At 48.2% G+C, this 15,662-nt stretch carries 16 protein-coding genes; 12 read left to right on the forward strand and 4 right to left on the reverse strand.

What is annotated here, in order from left to right:
• Positions 1-207: 207 nt before the first annotated feature.
• From ccmA to BGP75_RS19210, 9 genes are all read left to right on the forward strand, one after another.
• Positions 208-873 (forward strand): cytochrome c biogenesis heme-transporting ATPase CcmA, encoded by a 666-nt coding sequence (gene ccmA, locus BGP75_RS19170; RefSeq protein WP_076720493.1) that lies wholly within the window; start codon positions 208-210, stop codon positions 871-873.
• A complete protein-coding gene (gene ccmB, locus BGP75_RS19175) occupies positions 870-1,571 on the forward strand; it encodes a heme exporter protein CcmB (RefSeq protein WP_076720494.1) in 702 nt (233 codons plus the stop codon). The genes ccmA and ccmB overlap by 4 nt, the downstream gene beginning before the upstream one ends.
• A 74-nt stretch (positions 1,572-1,645) precedes the next feature.
• A complete protein-coding gene (locus tag BGP75_RS19180) occupies positions 1,646-2,401 on the forward strand; it encodes a heme ABC transporter permease (RefSeq protein WP_083704923.1) in 756 nt (251 codons plus the stop codon).
• A 1-nt stretch (position 2,402) separates the two neighbouring features.
• On the forward strand, positions 2,403-2,594 hold the full coding sequence (gene ccmD / locus BGP75_RS19185; protein WP_076720497.1) for a heme exporter protein CcmD: 192 nt from the start codon (positions 2,403-2,405) through the stop codon (positions 2,592-2,594).
• Between the two features lie 123 nt (positions 2,595-2,717).
• Positions 2,718-3,167 carry a cytochrome c-type biogenesis protein gene (locus BGP75_RS19190; protein ID WP_076720498.1) on the forward strand — a complete coding sequence of 150 codons (450 nt, stop codon included), beginning with the start codon at positions 2,718-2,720 and terminating at the stop codon, positions 3,165-3,167.
• Positions 3,168-3,257: 90 nt separating this feature from the next.
• Entirely contained in the window at positions 3,258-5,393 is a 2,136-nt protein-coding gene (gene zipA / locus BGP75_RS19195; RefSeq protein ID WP_076720499.1) for a cell division protein ZipA, read from the forward strand.
• Complete coding sequence (gene ligA, locus BGP75_RS19200; RefSeq protein WP_076720500.1) at positions 5,394-7,436, forward strand: NAD-dependent DNA ligase LigA; 2,043 nt, start codon at positions 5,394-5,396, stop codon at positions 7,434-7,436.
• A gap of 5 nt (positions 7,437-7,441) precedes the next feature.
• Positions 7,442-7,726 carry a YheU family protein gene (locus tag BGP75_RS19205; protein ID WP_076720502.1) on the forward strand — a complete coding sequence of 95 codons (285 nt, stop codon included), beginning with the start codon at positions 7,442-7,444 and terminating at the stop codon, positions 7,724-7,726.
• A gap of 134 nt (positions 7,727-7,860) precedes the next feature.
• Positions 7,861-8,535 (forward strand): DUF4126 domain-containing protein, encoded by a 675-nt coding sequence (locus BGP75_RS19210; RefSeq protein WP_076720503.1) that lies wholly within the window; start codon positions 7,861-7,863, stop codon positions 8,533-8,535.
• 14 nt (positions 8,536-8,549) lie between these two features.
• On the opposite strand, the gene BGP75_RS19215 is transcribed toward BGP75_RS19210, so the two are convergent.
• The 4 genes from BGP75_RS19215 to BGP75_RS19230 form a co-directional block, all read right to left on the reverse strand.
• On the reverse strand, positions 8,550-9,230 hold the full coding sequence (locus BGP75_RS19215) for an HPP family protein (protein WP_076720504.1): 681 nt from the start codon (positions 9,228-9,230) through the stop codon (positions 8,550-8,552).
• An 84-nt stretch (positions 9,231-9,314) separates the two neighbouring features.
• Complete coding sequence (mnmC, locus tag BGP75_RS19220; protein WP_076720505.1) at positions 9,315-11,396, reverse strand: bifunctional tRNA (5-methylaminomethyl-2-thiouridine)(34)-methyltransferase MnmD/FAD-dependent 5-carboxymethylaminomethyl-2-thiouridine(34) oxidoreductase MnmC; 2,082 nt, start codon at positions 11,394-11,396, stop codon at positions 9,315-9,317.
• Positions 11,397-11,600: 204 nt separating this feature from the next.
• Entirely contained in the window at positions 11,601-12,155 is a 555-nt protein-coding gene (locus BGP75_RS19225) for a hypothetical protein (protein WP_076720506.1), read from the reverse strand.
• A gap of 167 nt (positions 12,156-12,322) precedes the next feature.
• Positions 12,323-12,580 carry an RSP_7527 family protein gene (locus BGP75_RS19230; protein ID WP_076720507.1) on the reverse strand — a complete coding sequence of 86 codons (258 nt, stop codon included), beginning with the start codon at positions 12,578-12,580 and terminating at the stop codon, positions 12,323-12,325.
• 258 nt (positions 12,581-12,838) lie between these two features.
• Here BGP75_RS19230 and gcvA point away from each other — a divergent pair, with 258 nt between their 5' ends.
• From gcvA to trpD, 3 genes are all read left to right on the forward strand, one after another.
• A complete protein-coding gene (gene gcvA / locus BGP75_RS19235) occupies positions 12,839-13,759 on the forward strand; it encodes a transcriptional regulator GcvA (RefSeq protein ID WP_076720508.1) in 921 nt (306 codons plus the stop codon).
• A gap of 189 nt (positions 13,760-13,948) precedes the next feature.
• Entirely contained in the window at positions 13,949-14,527 is a 579-nt protein-coding gene (locus BGP75_RS19240) for an aminodeoxychorismate/anthranilate synthase component II (RefSeq protein ID WP_076720509.1), read from the forward strand.
• Positions 14,528-14,621: 94 nt separating this feature from the next.
• Complete coding sequence (trpD, locus tag BGP75_RS19245; protein ID WP_076720512.1) at positions 14,622-15,647, forward strand: anthranilate phosphoribosyltransferase; 1,026 nt, start codon at positions 14,622-14,624, stop codon at positions 15,645-15,647.
• Positions 15,648-15,662 lie beyond the last annotated feature (15 nt).

Below are 15,662 nucleotides of genomic sequence, written 5' to 3' on the forward strand. Positions count from 1 at the left end.
TGACGCTTATCCAATCAATAATGCAGATCAAGAATGGCCTTAGCTAGTGCCCCTGTATTTGAATATTCGTATATAATGCGCTGATTTTATGTGCATAGGAAGTGTGTCCGGTATGCATTTCTTCCGTTGCATCGTTTCCAGGCTGTTGCTTATTTGCCAGCTTGTTGCGCATTCATCAGTCTGTAGACACAAAAGGTAGTGCTAATTTTGTCTAGGCCCCTGTTAGACGTAAAGGATCTGTTCTGTGAACGTGATGATCGAGTCCTATTTGAGAACCTGAGCTTTTCCGTGTCTCGCGGTGAAGTCTTACAGATCGAAGGACCTAACGGTAGCGGAAAAACCACATTGCTGCGTATTCTCAGCGGGCTCTCGAAGGCGTTTGAGGGGGAACTCATCTGGAATGGCCAGGCGCTGGCCGATGTAAGAGATGACTTCCTCGAAGCCCTGCTCTATTTTGGTCATCTGCCGGGAGTTAAAGCTACACTGACGCCTGAAGAGAACCTGCGCTGGTATGCGGCTCTGCACCCTCAAACAGACAGCATAACAGAGCGGATATTTGATGCCTTGTCTAACGTCGGCCTGTATGGCTATGAGGATGTGCCCTGTCATTCATTGTCAGCGGGGCAAAATCGTCGTGTCAGTCTCGCCCGTTTATATTTGAGTCGTGCACCTTTGTGGATATTGGACGAGCCCTTTACCGCGATTGACAAGCGAGGGGTGGCCGCGATTGAAGCCTTGGTAGAAACCCATTCTCAAAATGGAGGCAGTGTTATTTTGACCACGCACCATGACTTGGCCATCAAAGGGCTTAGACAGGTTCATCTGGGAGGCGAAAATTCCACTGAATGGGGAACCTCAGGAGGTGGGAAATGACTAATAAAGCGGCTTCAGACCTGTCTCTGTCGCGGGTCTTTGTGATGACCCTTAAACGAGACCTGTTGCTTGCCTATCGTCGTCGAAATGATCTGGTCAGCCCATTAGTCTTTTTCTTAATGGTTGCTACCCTGTTTCCTCTCGGGGTGAGTCCAGAACCGCAGTTTTTGTCTGAAGTGGCGGCGGGGGTTGTCTGGGTGGCAGCGCTGTTATCGACATTGCTATCCATGGATAGCCTGTTCAGGTCTGATTTTGATGATGGTTCATTAGAACAGATGTTATTGAGCCCGCAACCTATGGCCTTGTTGGTGGTTGCTAAAGTGTGTGCTCACTGGATGATCAGTGGTTTGCCGTTAACTATCATGTCACCGTTATTGGCGGTCATGTTGTTTTTACCCAGTGAAGGGCTGAGTGCCTTGGTTTTGACGTTGTTAATTGGAACTCCAACCTTGAGTCTGATCGGTGCGATTGGAGCAGGTTTAACGGTTGGCTTAAGGAAAGGAGGGGTGTTAATCACGTTGTTGGTACTGCCTCTTTATATTCCGGTTCTTATCTTCGGTACCGGCGCGGTTCAGGCCGCTACAGGTGGATTGCCGATTGCAGGCTATCTTGCAATACTTGGAGCCATTCTGGCCTTGGGAATTGTGTTGGCTCCCTTAGCGATTGCTGCTGCCTTGAAAATAAGTGTCAGCAATTAGACGCTATGTGAACTGAAGACTTTTGTAAGTAAAAAACAAAACGCTAAATATCAAAATGGTTAACGAGTATAACTATGGCTAAGTCCTGGAAAATGCCAAAGTGGTTTTATCAACTGGGTTCCCCCCGTTGGTTCTACGACATCAGTAGCCGCTTACTTCCGTGGTTTGTTATAGCGGCAGTGGTTTTACTGACCGTGGGGATGGTCTGGGGGTTGGCATTTGCTCCCGCTGACTATCAGCAGGGGAATAGCTTCCGAATAATCTATATTCATGTTCCGGCAGCGGTGCTGGCACAGTCGTGTTACATCTTGATGGCTATCGCTGGCGCCATCAGTCTCGTCTGGAAAATGAAAGTTGCTGATATGGTAGCCAAGAGTTGTGCTCCAATTGGAGCAACCATTGCTGTACTGGCATTGGTAACCGGTGCTATCTGGGGCAAACCAACCTGGGGCGCATGGTGGGTATGGGATGCTCGGTTAACTTCGATGCTAATCCTGCTATTTCTGTATATTGGTGTTTATACCTTACACACCACTATTGAAAATGACATCAGTGCCGGGCAAGCGGGGGCCGTGCTTTCATTAGTCGGATTGGTAAATATTCCTATTATCAAGTACTCGGTAGAATGGTGGAACACCCTGCATCAGCCTGCAACTTTTACGGTGCTTGAAAAACCCTCGATGCCCGCTGAAATGTGGATTCCGCTGGCAATAATGGTATTGGGGTTTTACTGCTTTTTCGCAGTATCATTGATGTTGAGAACTCGTGTTGAAATATTGCATCGGGAAAAGAGAGCGGGTTGGGTACAACAAATGATAGAGGAGCAATAGGATGTATTTCGATACTATTGGTGAGTTCTTCAATATGGGAGGACATGGTCAGTATGTCTGGACCTGCTACTCTATTGCATTGGCTATACTGATCTTTAATATTGCCAGTCCGTTGTTGAAAAAGAAGCAGTTCTTATCAGAGCAAACCCGGCGTTTAAAACGAGAGCGTCGTGCTTCAGGTAACAAGGGTTAGGAGGTCTAATTGAACAGTTACGGACGAATCAGACGTGTGCCAGTACGAACTGCCTTTATACAAAGAATAGTCGCGCATACTAATTTAAAACCCTGGAGTCTGGTTCGAATAGTTCTCCTGAGTATGGCAATGGGGTGTAGCTTCATCAGCGTTGCTGCTATAGATACCTATAATTTTGCGAATGAGGAGAATAGAAAGCAGTTTAAGACGTTGACTGATGAGTTACGCTGTCCTAAATGTCAGAATCAGAATCTGGCAGATTCCAACTCGCCTATTGCTGCTGATATGCGACGCGAGATTCACCGAATGGTGGAGGAGGGACAATCTAACCAGCAGGTTGTTGATTTTATGGTGGCTCGATACGGAGACTTCGTTCGTTACAGACCAAAACGAGATAGCTCAACAGCCCTTTTATGGTATGGCCCTATTGTGTTGCTGGTGGTTGGAGCCCTTGTGGTCCTGGTGATTTCTCGACGTCGTAGCGCCGAAGTCAGTAAACCTAATCCCAATCTGGCCGATAGTGACCAAGAGAGATTAAAACGCTTGCTCGGTGAAGATGAAAATAAGGATTGATTCTGATTTCCTGATTCAGAATTAGTAGGTATAGAGTTGCAGGAGTATTAGAATAGCTCCAATAATAAAGAGAGGCACATTGGTTGAGATATGAGCGAACGTGATTGGTTAATCGTTGCTGGCGTCGTGGTTTTGATTTTGATTGTTCTAGACGGCGTTCGGCGCATGCGTAATCGCAATAAATTGCGTTTGGATATTGATAGTCAGTTTAATAACCTGCCGGAGGAAGATTTTCACGGTGAGTTGCCTAATGGTGGCGCACGAGTTGCCGTAGGTGAAAAAACAGATGAAAAAACAGCCGGAAAATCTGTTGGAAAAACAGCAGACAGTTTTGACTCTGATATTGATTTAAACCGACGGGCCTTCGTTGCCAACTCAGGTTCAACCGATCGGGATATAGACCTGTTAATGGATGCCGGGCTAAAAGGAGTTGGTCAGGGGGCTGATCGATGGTTAGATTCCGATACTGAGGAAATGACCGCCACACCATACTTGAAACAACATCAGGCTAGTGATCGTGAAGGGATTGTAATTGCTGACCCTGAAGGGGGGAGCGACTATCAGTCGGAAGCTGATGAATTGGCCGGGCTTGCTGCTGAAAACCGGCGCTCGTCTGGTCAGGCTGATGAACTTCAAACCCGCTTGAGTCAGTCGCGCTTCGAAACTCCTGATGAAGAAGACGATGCCCTATCAGGACATCCGTGCATAGACACATCGTTAGATGACGACTTAGAGAGCTTGTATAGCGAGCCTTCTTTTGAAGATCATCGCGTTGATCGCAATCAGATTGATAGCCATCGCTACGATAATCATCACTGCGATAATCATAATTATGATGATGGAGTCATCGGTCCTGCAAGGACTAAAACAGAATCCACCTTTGCTTCAGGGAACGCGAGGGTTTCTGGTACAGAAGAAAGAACAGAGCCTGAATTTGAACAGAGGAATTCATTACGCCGACCTGATATTTCAGAAGCTCCCCTTTCCTTAGTGGAAGATGATGGTGTAGTGACCGCTGATGGACTCGATTTGAGTCAACCGGTAACCGTTCTGATGGAGCAAATGCGAAATGGTGAAGGGCGTGAGTACAATAGCCTGAGTCGATCGAAGAGCAGCCCAACAAATTCCAGTTCAGTCGATGATATTGCGTCAGTATCGGTAGAGCCATTTTCTGAAGAATCCGTTGTTGGTCATCAAGTATACAGAACAGATTCTGATGAACTCACCTCGGAAATGAGGTCGGCAGCTGACAAAGAGTTAAGTGGATATTCATCCCGTAAGGGGATGGCTGATGAGAGCGGAATCAAAGCGGACAGTTTTGATCCGGATATGGAGGCGATAGAAGCTGAGTTTGGAGCTGTAGCGGCCTATGACTCAGGCTTGGAGCCGACTACAGATCTTGAAGCAACTACAGATTTCGAAGCAACTTCAGATCTCGACGCAGCTACAGATCTCGAAGCAACTTCAGATTTAGAGCCAACTGCAGGGGCAGCCGAGTCGGTTACAAAAAGGACCGCTAAAAAGAGAAATCGTAAATCCTCGGCTAAGAAGGAGGCCGAGGCTCAAAAGGCAGCAGCGAAACCAGCCAAAAAATCACGTATCAGCCGACTTCGTGAAGAGATACAAACAAGTTTCTTTGATTTGGACCCTGATCTTGCTCCAGAGCCGGTTATTGATGAGAAACCGACGACTAAAGCGAAAAAGAAACAGTCGGATCAGGCCGGAAAGAAAAGCGTTTCTTCGCCAGCACAACAACAGAATGTGGAGCAGGGGCGAAGCTCTTCTTCAGAAAATGTTGCATCAGCCCCGGTCTTGGTCATTAATGTGGCCGGACGAAACCCATTACCGGGTAAGCCGTTGTTCAGGCTGCTTGAGGCCTGTGCCATGGAATTTGGCGATATGAATATCTTCCATCGTTATGAGGATGGTCCCAGCCAGGGGGCAATACAATTCAGCATGGCTAATGCAATAAAACCCGGCTACTTTGATCTCTCCCAAGCGGATCATTTTGAAACGCCGGCCGTTACCTTCTTTTTGGATATGTCAGAGCCAAGAGAATTAATGAATGCTTTTGATTGTATGTTGGCCACTGCCCAGTGCGTTGCTGATAACCTGGACGGGCAGCTTAAAGATGAGAACCGCAGTGTTATGCGCTCACAGACAATTGAACATTATCGACAGGAGATTCGTGATTACGAACGTCGACGGCTGGCGAAACGCGCCTAGATGAAAACTCATTCCCCAACTGTTGAGCAGCAAATAGAGAGTCTGCGAAGTACATTACAGAGCCATAACCATCGTTATTATGTGCTGGATGATCCGAGTGTCCCGGATGCGGAATATGATAGATTATTCCAGCAACTGAAGTCGCTGGAGCAACAATTCCCGGAATTGGTTGTGCCCGACTCTCCGACGCAACGGGTCGGAGGCATGGCATTGGAAGGGTTTTCTCAGATAACCCATGAGATGCCCATGCTCTCATTGGACAATGCCTTTAACGAATCTGATATGCAGGATTTTGATCGCCGAGTCCATGAGCGCCTTGGATTGGATCTTGATCAGCCCGTCGTCTATGGCTGCGAACCCAAACTGGATGGCATTGCCGTTAGCTTATTGTATCGTAATGGAATTCTGGAGCGGGGGGCGACTCGGGGTGATGGCAGTACTGGCGAGGATATCACACTAAACGTGCGAACAATTCCCAGTATTCCTCTTCGATTATTAGGAGGTGACTGGCCATTGGTTCTGGAAGTTCGTGGCGAGATTTACATGCCAAAGCAGGGGTTTCAGTCTTTTAACGAAAGAGCCCTGAAGCAAGGCGAAAAACCCTTTGTAAATCCGCGAAATGCTGCAGCGGGTAGTTTACGGCAACTGGACCCCAAAATAACGGCCCGTCGACCCTTGGAAATGTGTGCATACAGTGTAGGGTTGGTGGAGCAGGGATCGCTACCGGAGAGTCATACAGAAATTTTGCTGCAGCTTCAACAGTGGGGATTAAAGATAAATCCTGAAATGAAAGCCGTTGAGGGTGTGGCCGCTTGTCTTGAATATTATCTTCAGCTTTCTGAGAGGCGTAATCAACTGCCTTATGAGATTGATGGTATTGTCTTTAAGGTTAATGACATTCTCCAGCAGCGGAAACTAGGTTTTGTTTCGCGCGCTCCCAGATGGGCTATTGCTCACAAGTTTCCAGCTCAGGAGGAAATGACAATACTGGAAGATGTTGAGTTTCAGGTAGGTCGTACCGGAGCGGTAACGCCGGTTGCCAGGTTGAAGCCCGTTTTTGTTGGTGGCGTCACAGTCAGTAATGCAACCTTACATAATATGGATGAAGTGGAGCGCCTTGATGTCCGTATAGGCGATAGCGTGATTATTCGTCGTGCCGGTGACGTTATTCCTCAGATTGTCAGCGTCATTTTGGAACAGCGCCCTGTTGATGCGAAGATCGTTGAGTTGCCGAGTGATTGCCCCGTCTGTGGTGCTTTGGTGGAGCGTATAGAAGGGGAAGCGGCGGCTCGTTGCAGTGGTGGTCTCAGTTGTGGGGCGCAGCGAAAAGAAGCGATTAAACACTATGTTTCCCGTAAAGCGATGGATATTGATGGGCTGGGGGATAAGCTGGTTGAGCTATTGGTTGATAATGGGCAGATAAAGCAGTTGTATGATCTCTACAGTCTGGAACACCCAAAAGTCGCTGGCCTTGAGCGCATGGGGGACAAATCTGCAGAGAACCTGTTGCAGGCGATTGAAAAGAGCCGATTTACCACGCTACCACGGTTTTTATATGGCTTGGGTATTCGGGAGGTTGGAGAAACCACTGCCAAGAGTCTGGTTCGTTACTTTGGTAGCCTGGAAGCGATTCGGGAGGCTGATGAGGAGCAGCTGCAGGCTGTTCCTGATGTCGGGCCCATTGTCGCTCATCATGTCCGGGTCTTTTTTCAACAGCCTCATAACTTAGAGATCTTGGATGGCCTGATTGCAGCGGGTGTTCACTGGCCTGTGGTCGAACTTCCTACCGTGGATCAACAGCCTCTTAATGGAAAAACCTATGTGTTGACCGGGACTCTGGAAACTCTTACGCGTGGAGAAGCCAAAGAAAAGCTCGAGCAGTTGGGCGCTAAAGTGAGTGGTAGTGTCTCCAAAAAAACGGACTGTTTAGTTGCAGGCCCCGGGGCTGGCTCAAAGCTAACTAAAGCACAGGGGCTGGGTATTGATGTGATCGATGAGCCTCAACTGTTAAAAATTTTTGAGGATTATGCTGAGGCTTTCTAGAGAATATGCAGATTCCTTTTGACCAGATAAGTGATGATGCTCTGCAAGGGCTTGTTGAAGAATACGTAACTCGTGAGGGAACCGATTATGGTCATCAGGAGTACTCACTTGCTGAAAAAGTAGCTGGAGTAAAGCGGCTACTGGAGAGCGGAGAAGCCGTCATTCACTTTGATACACATATGCAAACCTGCACCATTGTAAACAAACAAGTCAGCAGGGATCTTGTCAAACAATCTGGAGGTGACCCTGGCGGGCACTCTGGCCATTCAGACGACTGTGATATCTGTTAAGTTTCTATTAAGGGACTAAACTCGATACTGATAGCAGCTTGTTATTCCAATGAGGTCGGGAATCGATAACGGCTTCTTTAAACCTCTGGCTTTTGTCTTCGGGAATAACCTTCAGTGGCATATGAGGTACTCAAATGGAGCAGCTCGATTCGATAATTACCATGGTCGCTCTGACCATGGGGGTTGGTTGGGCCAGTGGCATCAACCTTTATGCGACCTTATTAATGCTTGGCTTTATGGCCAATACCGGGAATATCGATTTACCGCCTGATCTGCAAGTATTGGCTAACCCTATGGTGATCTCAGCTGCCGCCCTGATGTACGCCGTGGAGTTTTTTGCTGACAAGGTTCCTGGTGTGGACAGTGGTTGGGATGCCTTGCATACCTTTATCCGTATACCGGCTGGTGCTGCATTGGCCGCAGGGGCGGTAGGAGATGTCAGTGGATCCGTAGAGCTTGCTGCTGCTATTGTCGGGGGAGGCCTGGCAGCCAGTAGTCACGCAGTGAAGGCTGGGGGGAGGGTGATGATCAACACATCGCCGGAGCCCTTTACTAACTGGTTTGCTTCTTTAGGTGAAGATGTTGCTGTTATTGCTGGAGTCTGGGCAGCGTTGAATCACCCTTACGTATTTTTGGCTGGATTGTTGTTATTTATCCTGCTACTTATCTGGCTGTTACCTAAAATTGCCCGTGGCATTGCAAGAGTCTTTGGTTTTTTGCTGCGCTTTTTTCGCTCAGAGAAACCATTGGTTGATGACTACCGGAAAATCTCTTCTGGTTCAGATAAGGGTGGCAAGCCGTTAACCTGACAATGCCGTCCACTTTACGCCCATTGTTCTAACTTTTTATCATTGATTATCAGAGGCAGTAAGTCTGATCGAGTGACAATACCGACCGGTTTACCAGCGCCATCAACAATGGGTACGCAGCTGAGCTGTTTCTCGTGCATAACCAGCGCAACCTCGCGGATAAGCGTATCGGCCGTGGCAACGATAAGCTGAGTTGAGTAACCACCGTCAATGTTTTGCCGTGGATTATGAGGGCCAGCGTGGGGCATCAGGGTGTGGCGACGTAACAGGTCTCGTTCGGTCAGAATCCCCATTATTTTTCCCGCAGGATTAACAACGGCTAAGTGTCGTAAACGGTGTGTATTCATAAGTTGCCAGGCATCCGCTATTTTTGCACCTGCTGCAATGGTAACAACCGGCGAAGTCATTATTCTGTCGACGGCCAAGTTCGGTGTGTCAGACTCTCTGCGTTTGAGCCTCTCGGTTTGCCGATAAGCCTGCTGAGCCCTTTCGCCTTGTTGGCTGGCATTTTTGTTGCCGGGGGACTGCCTATTACTTCCTGGAATTTCTGCTTCTGGTGGATTTAGTCTACTATCAGAGGAGGGGATACCACGACCAGGTTGAAGCTCCGTTAACTGCTCCACTACCCGTGCGGGTAGAACAGAGCTAACCGGTGTTTGAATTCGGTAACCATGATCGTAAATAACCAGTGCCATTATGGCCTCCCCCGGGGTTTTCTGCTCGCTGTAACTCTACCCTCAGTTAGACTCCTGAGTTCGTTTTCGTTCGCATTCAGTCTATTATATCGTCCGCTGGACCAAATCCTTAATGATGAAACGTGCAGGGTTGAGAGAGTCCAGTAGGGGTTTCTCCAACGGACAGCATTCCTCATTGATCAGAGAGGCTATGATTTCAGCAGCTAACGGAGCAGTAATCATTCCTTTTGAGCCATGGGCCAGATTGACAAAAAGACCTTCCAAATGTTTTGGAGGGGTGTCTATCACTGCCTTGGCATTGTTTCTCAGTTTTGCATAGTTTTCAATAAAAGCATCTCTATCCGGAACGGGCCCGACTAACGGGAGGTAGTCTGGTGAAGTACAACGAAAGCCAACCCTGCCAAGCTGAGAACCCTGATCCTCCACTCGCAGCAATCGGGTAAGAGAGGGGATCAGCGTTTCTGTATTAGCTAGATTCTGTTGATGGTCTTCGTCACATAACTCTCGGTTATTGCTGTTCAGATCAAAGGTCGCACCGAAACAGTAGTATCCCTGCCAGGGAGGGGAAATATAACTGTTGCCGCAGAGTACTGTTTTCAGTGTTCCGTCATTTTGAGTTCCGTTTGTTAGAGTGTTGTCTTTTGAGAGACTGTCTTGTGGCTGCCTATTTGGCAAAAGCTTTCCGGTCTGGGGAATACGGCTGACCTGACCTCTAATCTGTTTGAGGGGAAAGTGCTTAGTGGGACTGAATTGATCAGCATCCTTAGCGGTTGCAACTATCAGAATCGGTGCATCGGCTAATGAGGTGCCTTCAGAGTCGAGAGCTAGCCAGTTCCCGGTGTCCTTATCTTTTTTTATATCCTTGATTTCACAGTTAAATTGGCAGCTGATAGCAGGGTGGTCCAACAGCGCACGACATAAGCCAGGAGGATTGATCCAGCCAGCTTCTGGAAAAAATAAACCAGGATGCTGTACTGAAATTCCCGCCAACTGGCTTGCCTGGTCGGGATCCACACCTCTGACCAGCTGCGAAGGATAATGATGTTGTCGCAGCAACTTCTGTTGTTTTAAATATTCTTTCCCGGACAGTGCTAATTGCAGCACACCACAGCTGGACCAGCAATCATCTTCCGGTAGCAGCTGGCGAATTATCCGCAGGCTGTAGAGATAGCCTGCCAAATGGAAACGACTCTGTGACGTTGGAGTGGCCGGCAATTTTGCATAGAGTACCCCCTGAGCGTTTCCTGAGGCTTCGCTGGCTGCCTCGGCTCCTCGATCAATGAGTTCAACCTGCCAGCCTCTGTTGGCCAGAGCCCGTGCGCTGGCACATCCGGCGATGCCTGCGCCGATAACAATGGCACGGCGTTGTTTTACTGATCTGGTCAGCTCTGAGCTGACGGGAGGGGAATGCCAGGTCTTTTTATTTTGCTGGAAGGAGGAATCAGAGAATACTCCTCGCAACATTTCACGTTTTTTTCCGAAACCTGCTGCCTTGAATACAGAAAAACCAGCGTCAATCAGGCCCTTTCGAACCATGCTGGCAGCGGTAAATGTGCTGAAAGTGGTCCTTGTATGGCTATGCCTGGCCACTGCTGTAAATAGGGCTGGTGTCCACATATCGGGGTTCTTCGCAGGAGAGAAACCGTCCAGAAACCAGGCGTCAGCCTTACCCTCAAGCTTTTCAAGCTGCTGTTCCGCTTCCCCCAGCATCAAGGTTAACGAAACTCTTCCCTGATCGAAAATTAAACGATGATAACCGGGGCAGGCGGGGGGGTACTGATCAAGCAACTGTTTTATCAGGGGCTGAAGATCCAGCCAGGGGCCAAGTGAACGTTGAAGGTCCTCAATATTCAAAGGATGCTTTTCAACTGAAATAAAATGGAGCCTGGCAGAGGGAGGTGCTTGTTCTCTCCATAGTTGCCAGCTGGCTAAGAAGCTCAGTCCTGTTCCAAAGCCCGTTTCTGCAATGGTGAAATGCTCATGATCAGATAGATTCTCCCAGCGTTGGGCCAAATCGTTTTGTTGCAGGAATACATATCGAGATTCCTCCAGACCATCAATCATAGAACAGTAAAAGTCCTGATAATGATCTGAAATCGGACGCCCTTCCTGATCCCATCTTAGCTGTGCGGATGAAAAATCTGAATCTGACGGAGAGTGCTTCATACCGCGGTGGACCTGTCCTGATTACTGAAGTTGTATCTCCTGTGGTTACAAGTAACAGAGGCAAGAGACTTTAGTGTTTGGGGGTAGCGATGAAAGACTGAATTATACAGTGTTTAGCGGACAGGGGGTGACGCCCGAAAATATGTCAGGGGGGCTTAACAATTATCGGGCTTTTTACTATCAGCAGATTGCTTTAATCAAGCTTCAGCGCTTACGTGCAGGCTGAGGGTCCAAAGGTTCCTGATCCTGAAAGGGATTGGTGAAGCTACTTCCCTGGCCCGCAGGTATTGCGTGGGGATGCTTTTGCATAACTTCAATGACGGCTTCTTCCTGAGCCTTTTTTATATCAATAATCAACAGATACTGTCCCGCTTCAATTCGTTCATGAAAGCGGGAAATTTTATAATTCTGGTGGGATAAGCCACTGCTGGCGCCGATCCAGGCACCGATCAGGGCGCAGATGCTGATAATCAAGGCAAACATCTTCAGATCAGTGGGATATCCCGGGGGATTCAGCAATAGAAGAGAGCTGGCCAGTACAAGCCCAAATACAGCGCCTGTCAGTGCACCCTGTTGGCCACAATGAATCACATCAAGACGATGGAGGGGATTGGCGGAATGAATATGCTGTTGGTACAGGCCTTCCGGGTGCTTGCAGATAACGCGAAAGTGCCAGTCGGTAATACCTGCCTGATGAAGGTCTTCAGATATCTGGCGAGTATCTTCTAAGTCCTGTGAAAGGTAGTAAAGTCGTTTCACCCCGGTGATCCCCCTTTGTGCTCAGCCAACAAACGTTTACCAGAGAGAGTATGGCACGAGAAAGCTAACCAAGGTGAGGAAGAGGCTGTAAAACTACCTGAATTTATGACAATCGATCAATAACTTGCCTGATAGTTGAGGTTACAGCCTCTGGAGACGATCTTTCTTTAGATTGAAAGAGTCAGCTTCTGTGAAGAAACAATGTTGGCTTTAGGCGCTGAAAGATTGCCCAGATCAATGGATGTTGCAGACTTCTTGAGCTTACTGACTACGGAGACGAAGAGCCCCTTCAAGTAGTCAGCACGCAATGACTCTGCCCGGGCGCGGTAGTAGTCGACATCAATTGAGCCATATTCATTCAGTTTCATTTCGACCTGGTATTGATCGGAGTTTGCTTGCTTGAGAGATTGGCCTTGGTTGTTCATGGTGCTTTCCAGTTAATCTAGGTACTAATGATTGATATTAACGAATAAGCACTGGTGAAAAAATTTCGGTTCGGATTATCCCTCACCTGACTTCAATAGAATCGGTAGAGATGACCTGTTACTCAGCAACGTTGAACTTTTGAACCGTGCTTTCGTTTGGATTGGCGCCATATTAAGTATCTATAAGATCTTGCACAAGAGACGCTTTTTCAGCAAAATGATGAGAAATATTCATCATTCACTATCGAGTCGAACAGCATGCGTCGCCTTCCTCCTTTGAACGCTTTACGCTCCTTTGAAGCTGCTGCCCGGCACGGTAGCTTTAACCAAGCCGCAGAAGAACTGTTTGTCACTCCTTCGGCTATCAGCCATCAAATAAAATCACTTGAAGAGTTCTTGGATCTAAAACTGTTTCAACGTAATAAGCGCCGAGTGGACTTGACTGCTGCGGGTGAAAAATATCTTCCGTCTATTCAGAATGCGCTGGATGAAATTGACTCTGCCACCCGAAGGTTGGTGGCGAATCCCAATTCCGGTGCAATAACCCTGAGTGTGGCCCCCGCTTTTCTAACGCGTTGGCTTATGCCTCGCTTAACTCATTTTCAAGAGCAATACCCTGATGTCGAGTTACGCTTGAGTGCTTCTATGGGATCTGTTGATTTCGGCCACACGGATATAGATATGGCTGTTCAGTTTGGCACCGGCAATTGGCGAGGAGTGGATGCTGACTTTCTACTGGGAATGTCTGTAGTTCCTGTGTGCAGTCCGCGTTTATTGAATGGCCGCCACCCACTGAAAACCGTTGATGATCTTCGCTTTCAGACACTTATTCAAGTCAGTACAAGGTTGGATGAGTGGCGAGCATGGTTACGTTCTGCCGGTATTGATGAGGTCGGGTTTGGCAAGGAACTGCGCTTTTCCAGCACATCCCTGGCGACTGGTGCTGCAGTAGAAGGGCTGGGCATCGCCCTTGCTGACCGTCATTTGGTTTCAAAGGAGCTGAGATCAGGGGCATTAGTCGTCCCCTTTGATATAGCCTTGGATACCCACAGTGCGTTTTATCTGGTAAAGCCGGATAATCGTCCTTTAAATGCCAGCATGAGTATCTTTCGAGACTGGATTCTTAAAGAGATTCAGGACAGTGAGGAGGAAGACGCGGATTTCTTCCGCTTAGCTTAGGGACTGTAAGCAGCAAGCGGTCATTCCAGCGTATGTCATTAACGTATCACTTCCTTCTCCCTTTCTGTAAAATCCCCCTTCGATATTCGTTTTTTGAAAGACGGGCGTAAACTTAAACCGGCCAACAAACCGGTAATATTCCAAGGCTTTTCTAAGTCTGTTTATATAAAGCAAGTAGATAGGCTTGATATGCTGTTGATGATCGATAACTACGATTCATTCACATACAACGTAGTACAGTATTTTGGTGAACTCGGTGCGGATGTTCAGGTGCATCGTAATGATGAAATAACTGTCGAACAGATCGAGGCTCTTAACCCTGACCACCTTGTTATCTCGCCAGGTCCTTGTACCCCGAATGAAGCGGGTGTATCCATTGCGGCTATTGAACATTTTGCCGGTCGGTTTCCGATATTGGGGATTTGCCTGGGACACCAGAGTATTGGCCAAGCGTTTGGTGGGGATATTGTCCGAGCGGGGCAGGTTATGCATGGCAAGGTTTCTCAGGTATTCCACCATGATACCGGTGTCTTCAAAGGTCTGAGTAATCCCTTTGATGCAACTCGCTATCATTCGCTTGTTATTGATAAAAATACACTACCGGATTGTTTGGAAGTGACTGCCTGGACCAATAATAATCAGGGTAGTATTGAAGAGATTATGGGCGTTCGCCATAAAACGTTGGATATTGAAGGGGTGCAGTTTCATCCTGAGTCAATATTGACAGAGCATGGCCACGAGATACTGAGAAACTTTCTCAAACGCTAGAGAAAGGATTAAAGATAGCGCTTACCATTATGCAGATAACTGTAGCCCCGGAGTGAGGGGGCTTAGTCAGAAAATAACAGCTGGAGATAATATCATGGATATTCAAGCAGCCATTGGAGCCCTGATAGACGGTCAAAGTCTGAGTGGCAATGAAATGCAGGCGGTGATGCGCCAGATTATGACCGGTGAAGCAACCCAGGCGCAGATCGGCGGGTTCTTGATTGCTCTTCGGTTAAAAGGTGAAAATGTTGATGAAATCACCGGTGCCGCGCGAGTAATGAGAGAACTGGCGACCGGCGTCAGCATTACAGGTGATCATGTTGTTGATACTTGTGGGACCGGTGGTGATGGTGCAAGTATCTTTAATGTTTCTACGGCCTCTGCTTTTGTTGTTGCCGCGGCCGGCGGCAAAGTCGCCAAGCACGGTAATCGCTCTGTTTCCAGCTCAACCGGCAGTGCTGATGTATTGGAAGCTGCCGGGGTGAATCTGAACTTAACTCCTGAGCAGGTCGCTGCTTGTGTTGATCAGATCGGTGTCGGGTTTATGTTTGCTCCGGCCCACCACAGTGCAATGAAACATGCTATTGGACCGCGCCGCGAAATGGGTGTCCGTACTGTCTTTAACCTGCTGGGACCATTGACCAATCCTGCCGGTGTGCCTAATCAGGTACTCGGTGTTTTTAGCCGCGAGTGGGTTCGACCGCTGGCTGAGGTTCTTAAACGCCTGGGCAGCAATCACGTGATGGTGGTTCATGCTGAAGACGGGCTTGACGAAATTACTATTTCGGGTGATACCCGGGTTGCTGAACTGGTGGACGGCAATATTCGTGAGTACCAGATTACCCCTTCCCGGTTCGGTATCCAGAGCACTGCTTTGGACAGTATCATGGTAAAGGATTCCCATGCCAGCCTTGCTTTGATTCGAGCGGCATTGGGAGGGGAGCCAGGTCCTGCTGCGGACATTATTAAGCTTAACGCGGGTGCCGCAATCTATGTAGCTGGCTTAACAGATACGTTGGAAGCTGGGGTTAACCGGGCGGGAGAACTGCTCGATTGTGGTGCTCCTCTGGCGAAACTGGACGATTTAGCTCACTATTCTCAGTCCTTTACTGAGGCGTGAAAAGCAGTACCTGAA

It is taken from the genome of Motiliproteus sp. MSK22-1 (assembly GCF_001968815.1).
GTDB lineage: Bacteria > Pseudomonadota > Gammaproteobacteria > Pseudomonadales > Balneatricaceae > Motiliproteus.

Bases quoted from the DNA above. Each gene is read 5' to 3' on its own strand.
- BGP75_RS19230 (WP_076720507.1), bottom strand. From the start codon at position 12,580: ATGAACAACCAAGGCCAATCTCTCAAGCAAGCAAACTCCGATCAATAC.
- BGP75_RS19205 (WP_076720502.1), top strand. From the start codon at position 7,442: ATGCAGATTCCTTTTGACCAGATAAGTGATGATGCTCTGCAAGGGCTT.
- BGP75_RS19180 (WP_083704923.1), top strand. From the start codon at position 1,646: ATGGCTAAGTCCTGGAAAATGCCAAAGTGGTTTTATCAACTGGGTTCC.
- ccmD (WP_076720497.1), top strand. From the start codon at position 2,403: ATGTATTTCGATACTATTGGTGAGTTCTTCAATATGGGAGGACATGGT.
- zipA (WP_076720499.1), top strand. From the start codon at position 3,258: ATGAGCGAACGTGATTGGTTAATCGTTGCTGGCGTCGTGGTTTTGATT.
- BGP75_RS19240 (WP_076720509.1), top strand. From the start codon at position 13,949: ATGCTGTTGATGATCGATAACTACGATTCATTCACATACAACGTAGTA.
- mnmC (WP_076720505.1), bottom strand. From the start codon at position 11,396: ATGAAGCACTCTCCGTCAGATTCAGATTTTTCATCCGCACAGCTAAGA.
- trpD (WP_076720512.1), top strand. From the start codon at position 14,622: ATGGATATTCAAGCAGCCATTGGAGCCCTGATAGACGGTCAAAGTCTG.
- BGP75_RS19215 (WP_076720504.1), bottom strand. From the start codon at position 9,230: ATGGCACTGGTTATTTACGATCATGGTTACCGAATTCAAACACCGGTT.
- ccmB (WP_076720494.1), top strand. From the start codon at position 870: ATGACTAATAAAGCGGCTTCAGACCTGTCTCTGTCGCGGGTCTTTGTG.
- gcvA (WP_076720508.1), top strand. From the start codon at position 12,839: ATGCGTCGCCTTCCTCCTTTGAACGCTTTACGCTCCTTTGAAGCTGCT.
- ligA (WP_076720500.1), top strand. From the start codon at position 5,394: ATGAAAACTCATTCCCCAACTGTTGAGCAGCAAATAGAGAGTCTGCGA.
- BGP75_RS19190 (WP_076720498.1), top strand. From the start codon at position 2,718: ATGGCAATGGGGTGTAGCTTCATCAGCGTTGCTGCTATAGATACCTAT.
- BGP75_RS19210 (WP_076720503.1), top strand. From the start codon at position 7,861: ATGGAGCAGCTCGATTCGATAATTACCATGGTCGCTCTGACCATGGGG.